Annotated in this window: 7 protein-coding genes, 1 pseudogene and 1 riboswitch; of the genes and pseudogenes, 5 read left to right on the top strand and 3 right to left on the bottom strand. The window is 67.4% G+C overall.

What is annotated here, in order from left to right:
- Together AC1DHD_RS14980 and AC1DHD_RS14975 are read right to left on the bottom strand one after the other, a co-directional pair.
- Positions 1 to 719, bottom strand: a pseudogene (locus AC1DHD_RS14980) (helicase-associated domain-containing protein); the annotation flags it as partial.
- Between the two features lie 10 nt (positions 720 to 729).
- Complete coding sequence (locus AC1DHD_RS14975; RefSeq protein ID WP_476880476.1) at positions 730 to 963, bottom strand: hypothetical protein; 234 nt, start codon at positions 961 to 963, stop codon at positions 730 to 732.
- Between the two features lie 177 nt (positions 964 to 1140).
- On the opposite strand from AC1DHD_RS14975, the gene AC1DHD_RS14970 reads away from it, so the two are divergent.
- From AC1DHD_RS14970 to AC1DHD_RS14960, 3 genes are read left to right on the top strand one after another with little or no spacing between them, the layout of a single operon-like run.
- Positions 1141 to 1524, top strand: coding sequence for a cold-shock protein (locus AC1DHD_RS14970; RefSeq protein ID WP_138770163.1), 384 nt, complete (start codon positions 1141 to 1143; stop codon positions 1522 to 1524).
- 9 nt (positions 1525 to 1533) lie between these two features.
- Positions 1534 to 2130, top strand: a complete 597-nt coding sequence (locus AC1DHD_RS14965; RefSeq protein WP_476880475.1) for a DUF3027 domain-containing protein — start codon at positions 1534 to 1536, stop codon at positions 2128 to 2130.
- Between the two features lie 42 nt (positions 2131 to 2172).
- Positions 2173 to 3396 (top strand): MFS transporter, encoded by a 1224-nt coding sequence (locus AC1DHD_RS14960; protein WP_476880474.1) that lies wholly within the window; start codon positions 2173 to 2175, stop codon positions 3394 to 3396.
- On the opposite strand, the gene serC is transcribed toward AC1DHD_RS14960, so the two are convergent.
- On the bottom strand, positions 3369 to 4499 hold the full coding sequence (gene serC / locus AC1DHD_RS14955; protein WP_476880473.1) for a phosphoserine transaminase: 1131 nt from the start codon (positions 4497 to 4499) through the stop codon (positions 3369 to 3371). The two genes, AC1DHD_RS14960 and serC, sit on opposite strands and share 28 nt — an antisense overlap.
- Before the next feature lie 301 nt (positions 4500 to 4800).
- Here serC and AC1DHD_RS14950 point away from each other — a divergent pair, with 301 nt between their 5' ends.
- Entirely contained in the window at positions 4801 to 5496 is a 696-nt protein-coding gene (locus AC1DHD_RS14950) for an iron-dependent transcriptional repressor DtxR (RefSeq protein ID WP_476880472.1), read from the top strand.
- 145 nt (positions 5497 to 5641) lie between these two features.
- Positions 5642 to 5858: riboswitch (cyclic di-AMP (ydaO/yuaA leader) on the top strand.
- A 3-nt stretch (positions 5859 to 5861) separates the two neighbouring features.
- A complete protein-coding gene (locus AC1DHD_RS14945) occupies positions 5862 to 6680 on the top strand; it encodes a M23 family metallopeptidase (protein ID WP_476880471.1) in 819 nt (272 codons plus the stop codon).
- The last annotated feature ends 131 nt before the right edge of the window (positions 6681 to 6811 follow it).

The following is a 6811-nucleotide window of genomic DNA, read 5'->3' as shown; positions in this document are numbered from 1 at the left end:
CCCTCGTTGAGTACGGACGCGCGGCGCTGCGCCTGCGGTACGGCCCCCATGGCCCAGTTCCCGAAGCGGGCCAGCAACGCCGCTGTGCGTTCCGGAGCGGTGGCGAGGAGGGTGTGCAGTGCTTCCGGCGAGGCTGTCCAGTGCTGGAGCGACAGCGCTGCCTCCATCGGAGTGGACGCCGGGCTGATGGCGGCTCCCGTATGGTGCAGTTCGCCCACCAGCTGCACCACGCGCTGGGCGAAGGCAGGCTGGAGGCGGACGAGCTCGGTGTAGCTCCTGCCCAGCCCGGCCGGGTAGATGCCGACGACGTCCTTGAGGCTGCCGACGGGAAGGTAATGGCGCTGCCGGGCGGTGGCCGCGCTTGAGCCGTGCGGGGGCTCGGCGCGCTGCACCAGGGCCAGGTCCTGCAGGGAGTGGAGCAGCCGGTCCAGGGCGGTGACGGTGGAACCGTTGATGAGCCTCTTGAGCGCCGCGGCGGACGCGCTCTGCCCGGTGTCAGTGTTGGTGCACAGGTGGAGGGTCTCGAGGACCTGCATCTGCGGACGGTTCAGGCGCTCCAGCGCCCGCTGCACGCTGACCCGGCCGCTGGCACGGGCCGCAAGGGCGGAGAAATCGGGAACAGCAGGGGACATCAGGTCAGGCCGCGCGGAGAACAACACACGCAACGAGTCGTCGCTGCGTGCCTGCAGTTCCTTGCTGAGCGCGCGGATGAGGGACATCAGTCCAACGCTACCTTTCGCCGTGCCCGGGCGCGCGGCGCCGGGCCGCGACGGCGTCGACCACCAGGATGAGCATCAGCAGGAAGGCCACCGGCAGCCCGTAAAGTGCGGCGGAGGTGATCCAGGCTGGGGCCACGGTGTTATTCAAGGCCATGACCATAACGGTCCCGACGGCGGCCAGAGAGAGCGYGGCAACGGCGGCTGCAAGAAGAAAGAGGGGCCGCCGGAAGCGCTGTTCAGTCATGGAGCCAACGCTAACAGCCCGGCTTCGCCCGTGCCTCAAACCGTCAAAATGGCCAAGGCAGGATAACCTTGGGGGAACAGACCAACACGGTCCGGGCAGTCACACCCTGAACCCGCATAACCATGCGGACGCGCTGACTGCCGGCCGCGTCCCCGTAGAACGAAGAAGGTTGATTACGTGCCCACCGGCAAGGTCAAGTGGTATGACAAGGAAAAAGGTTTCGGTTTCCTCGCAGGCGAGGACGGCCAGGAGGTCTTCCTGCCCAAGTCAGCGCTGCCCGAGGGCGTTACTGAGCTTAAGGCCGGAACCCGGGTGGAGTTTGGCGTAGCCGACGGCCGCAAGGGAGCCCAGGCCCTGGGCCTGCGGGTGCTGGACAAGACCCCCTCGATCGCGAAGGCCAAACGGCCCAGCGCGAAGGATCTGGCCCCGCTGGTGCAGGACCTCGTCAGTGTGCTGGACAACCTGTCCGGCACGCTGTCCGCGGGCAAGTACCCGGAAGGCAACAAGGCCAAGGCCATTGCCGCCGCATTGCGCAAAGTCGCCGACGAGCTCGACGCTTAAGGCCCTGCGATGACTCCGGAACCTGAGCAGAACGCCGCCGTGACGGCCGGTGCCGCCGCCGGCGCCAAGGCAGGGTCCAAGCCGCGCTACGGTGTGCCCGCATGGCGCACCGGCAAGCCGGATGCATTCCTGGCCGCCTCGATCGACGTCGCCCGCGCCGCAGTGGAAGGCATCGCCCCGGCGGAGCAAATCGGGGAACACCTCGGCGCCAAGAGCGAAGGCGACCGGCTGGTGACCCACCTCTTCGAGTCGAAACTTCCCGGGTACGGCGGCTGGCAGTGGTACGCGGTCCTGACCCGCAATTCGCGCTCCAAAGTGGTGACCGTGGACGAGTTGGGCCTGCTGCCCTCCGAGGACTCCATCCTCGCCCCGGAATGGGTGCCGTGGGCTGAACGCGTGCGGCCGGAGGACGCCCAGCAGGACGACGACGCCGATGCCCCCGCCGGGGATGCCCCCGCCGCGGACGCGCCGCGGGATACCGCTGACGACGATGCCGCAACCTCCGACGCCGGGACCCCCGACGGGGATCCGGACGAGGCCGTAACCTCCGGCGACGAACCTGCCGTGGACGGACCTTCCGACGATTCCACTGTAGAGGCCGACTAACAGCTTGGAACCGTTCGGGGTAGCGCAGCGGAAGGCCAGGACATGAGGTCCACCTTCAAATCGCTGCACATCCTGAACTACCGTATTTGGTTCATCGGCGCCCTGGTCTCGAACATCGGGACCTGGATGCAACGCACCGCGCAGGACTGGCTGGTCTTTGACCATCTCAGCCACCAGGACGCCGGGGCCATGGGCATCACCATGGCGCTGCAGCTGGGGCCCCAGCTGTTCCTCGCGCCCGTGGCCGGGCTCGCCGCCGACCGCTTCAACCGCCGGCAGCTCCTGGTCCTGACACAGTCCGCCATGGCTCTCCTGAGCGCCGCTCTTGGGGCCCTCGTGCTGTCCGGGGCCGCCCAGCTGTGGCACGTCTATATTTTCGCCCTGCTGCTGGGCGTCGTCTCCGCCTTCGATGCCCCGGTCCGCCAGACGTTCGTCTCCGAACTGGTCCGCGACGACTACCTGCCCAACGCCGTCGCCCTCAACAGCGCCTCGTTCAACGTAGCCCGGATGATCGGGCCGGCCGTCGCCGGGCTGCTCACCGTAGCCATCGGCCCGGGCTGGGTCTTCCTGGTCAACACCGTGACCTTCCTGGCGCTGCTCCTGAGCCTGGCCAAGATTCCCGCGGACTCGCTGCGGCAGTTGCCGCGGGCGCCGGCCGGGAAGGGCCGGATCCGCGAGGGCCTGCGSTACGTSCGYTTCCGGCCCGACATTGTGGTGGTGCTGGTGGCCGTGTTCATTGTGGGGACGCTCGGACTGAACTTTGTCCTCTTTATCGCCGCGATGGTCGGCACCGAATTCGGCCTCGATGCCGGTGCCTTCGGCCTGATGAACTCGATCATGGCCATCGGATCCGTGGCCGGCGCGCTGCTCTCTGCCGGGCGCGGCCGGCCCAGGATGCGGGTGATCTTCGGTGCGGCCGGCGCCTTCGGGGTGACGTCGGGCCTGGCCGCCCTGGCGCCGGACTACTTCTGGTTCGGTGTGGCTCTGGTTCCGGTGGGGCTGTTTGCCATCACCATGATGACCAGCGCCAACGGCTACGTACAGACCACCACGGACCCGGTGATGCATGGTGTGGATTGTCCGGGCCAAGCACCTGCGCATCGCGTTCAACCGGCGCGCCCGCGGGCTGCGCTACTTCCAGGTTGTCCCTGGTCGGTCAACGACGGACGGCACCGCCGGGGTGGAAGACCCGGACGACGCCGTCGAGCGCTGACGCTTCCCGCAGGAGGACGCCGGAGCTACTTCTTGAGCTCTCCCACGACGTAGTCGATGCAGGCGAGCAGAGCGGAAACGTCGTMGGGCTCGATCGCCACGAACGTGGCAATGCGCAACTGGTTGCGGCCCAGCTTGCGGTACGGCTCCGTGTCCACGATGCCGTTGGCGCGCAGCACCTTGGCAACGGCGGAGGCGTCGATCGAGTCGTCGAAGTCGATGGTGGCGATGACGTTGGAGCGGTCTTCGGCGCGGGCCACAAACGGTGTGGCGTATGGCGACTCCTCGGCCCAGCGGTAGATGCGCCCGGCCGATTCGGCGGTCCGTCCGGCGGCGAAGTCGAGCCCGCCGTTGCTGTTCAGCCACCGCACCTGGGCGTCCAGGGTCACCAGCGTGGCAAGCGCGGGTGTGTTGTAGGTCTGGTTGAGCCGGGAGTTATCGATCGCCGTCTGGAGGTCCAGGAAGTCCGGGATCCAGCGACCGCCGGCCTTGATCCGGGCGGCGCGCTCCAGCGCGGCGGGGGAGAACAGCCCAAGCCAAAGACCGCCGTCGGAGGCGAAGTTCTTCTGCGGGGCAAAGTAGTAGACATCGGCCTCGGCGACGTCAACGTCCAGGCCGCCGGCCGCGGACGTGGCGTCCACCAGGACCAGCGCGTCCCCGTCCACTCCGGACACGCGCTTGACCGGCGCCGCGACCCCGGTGGAGGTCTCGTTCTGCGGCCAGGCGTAGACGTCGACGCCGGCCTCGGCCTGCGGTTCGGGGCGGGTGCCGGGCGCCGAGGTGATGATCGACGATTCGGCCAGGAAAGGGGCCTTGTTCGTGGCAGCGGCGAACTTCGAACCGAACTCGCCGAACGAGAGGTGCTGCGCCTTGTTCTCTACCAGGCCGAAGCTGGCGATGTCCCAGAACGCGGTGGAACCGCCGACGCCAAGGATCACCTCGTAGCCGTCGGGGGCGCGGAAGAACTCGCTGAGGCCGCTCCGGACCGAGCCAACGAGGTCCTTCACGGGCGCCTGGCGGTGCGAGGTGCCCAGCAACTTAGCCGACGCCGCGGTGAGGGCCTCGATCTGTTCCGGCCGGACCTTCGAGGGACCGGCGCCAAACCGGCCGTCCTGGGGCAGCAGGTTCGCGGGGATAGTGATGCTGGTGTCGCTCACAGTGGCTCCAATTGTCGGCTGGGTGCGTGGCGTGGCTGGGCGGGTCCGGCGCCGGGGCGGCCATGACGCTATTTATTCTGCCCGACGGCCCTGCGCGGGCGGGAAAATGTCCCGTCATAGTCCGGTCACTGAGACGCGGCGGTGGGGAGGGCCGCAACTGCCGCCCGCCGGACGCTGAATTATCCGGAGTAATTCAAAATAGGCTAGGCTGAGCGTGACGTACGCCGGATCCAGCCAGGGCGCATCCTGCAGGCTGTACGGTGGGAAAGACGCAAGGACGGCGCTCGAGGAGCTGAGCTGAATGACGGATCTGATCGATACCACCGAGATGTATCTCCGGACCATCCTGGAACTTGAAGAAGAGAACATCGTCGCCCTCCGCGCCCGCATCGCCGAACGTCTCCGCCACTCCGGCCCCACCGTATCCCAGACCGTTGGCCGCATGGAGCGCGACGGCCTGGTGGTTGTTTCCGGCGACCGGCACCTTGAACTGACGGAAACSGGACGGAAACGYGCMATCGRGGTYATGCGCAAGCACCGYCTSGCCGAACGCCTSCTCGCCGATGTCATCGGCCTGGACTGGGCCTACGTCCACGAGGAAGCGTGCCGGTGGGAGCACGTGATGAGTGAGCGCGTCGAGCGCCGGATCTTCGAAATGCTGGACCACCCCACCGTGTCCCCCTACGGAAACCCGATCCCCGGACTTGCCGACCTCGGCGGCCTCCCGGCGCCCGAGCGCGGAAGTGGAGTGGTCAACCTCCTTGACGCCATGGCAGGCTACGGTGCCGACTCGCGGATCACCGTCAGCCGCCTGGCCGAGCCCATCCAGGTGGAGCCGGAGCTGCTGGTCCAGCTCGATGAAGGCGGAATCCGTCCCGGCGCCCGGGTATCGCTGGAACGGGTAGGGGAGTACATCTCGGTGCGTGTTCCGGACATCGAAGGGGCCCTCGAACTGCCCCCCGAGGTCGCGGCCCACGTCTTCGTTACGCTGGGGTAACTTCGTCCCCTCGGACGCCCGCGGGGACGCCGGATAGTTATGCACAGGCCGGATAACGGAATTATTACCGTGTCCCTTAATCGCCTATAGTTGATGACTAGCACCGATACACAAGCGTTATCTGATCCGGAGCCGAGCTCTGCCAGCGGATCAGTAGGCGATTCACCTTTCTGGCAGAGGCGGGGGAACCACTAACGGCTGCTGAACCAGCAGCCTTGGGGTGAAGTCCGCTAGCGGCAAGCGCTTTCGCAGGAATGTCCCTGGACACCCCTGCGCCTGAATGCTTGCACCGGCGGACCGGGTCTTTGAACTCTCTGACCCGAATCCGACAGCTAACTTCGCAGGCTTTCCAGAGAGGAACCTTCTTGACCATCCAGACCGTCAGGGGCCGCCGTCGTGCGACCGGTCCCGCTCCGGAGCCGCGCCCGGCCGCCGTCGTACACGACGAGCGCCCGCGCGATGCGCGCCGCGACGAACGCCGCGGCAGGCGCAGCCCGTTCCGGCAGGTGACCGACTTTGCCGCCGTCAGCGGCGTCGGGCAGAAGGCGGGCATTGCCCTGGCTGCCACCGGTCTGGTGCTCACCGTTGCCGTGCCGGCCACCGGCCCCGCGATGGCCACCGACACGGCCCGGTCCGGCTCCGTTTCCGCCGCGGCACAGCCGGAAGTCAAGGCCGCAGCGGCCGCGATCAACTTCAACCGCACCGCCGTGACCACCAAGGGCGATCCGGACAGCAAGCTCAAGCAGCTGCTCAGCGCACAGTCGGCCGGCTCCATCACCCGGGCAGCGTCGGCAGGCAGCCTGGGCGCGCCGCTGGACGTGATGGTCACCGCTTCACCCTTCGGCTACCGCATCAGCCCCATCACCGGGGCCGTCGGCGAGTTCCACCGCGGCCAGGACTATGTCGCCCAGTGCGGCACGGCCGTGCACGCCGCTGCGAGCGGCACCGTTACCTTTTCCGGTTGGCACCCCTACGGGGGCGGCAACCGCATCGTGATCGACCATGGCAATGGCCTGGAGACCACGTACAACCACTTGTCGTCATCCAACGTCCACGTAGGCCAGCAGGTCTCACGCGGAGATGTCGTGGCGATGAGCGGGACCACCGGCGCCTCCACCGGCTGCCACCTCCACTTCGAGGTGATGGTTAATGGGGAAGTCGTTGACCCGCTGGGCTGGCTTTAGCCAACCCGAGGGACCACTCGCATTTCTGTGACACGCCGTGATCTGAATGTGACATTGAGTCCCAACTGCTGTACCGTATGAAGCACGCCAACTTCTCCGAAGTTGGCGCTCTTGAGTGGATTGCCTAACTC

The sequence above is a fragment of the Arthrobacter sp. 05L45_2 genome (assembly GCF_056397525.1).
This window is presented reverse-complemented; position numbering and strand designations above follow the sequence as displayed.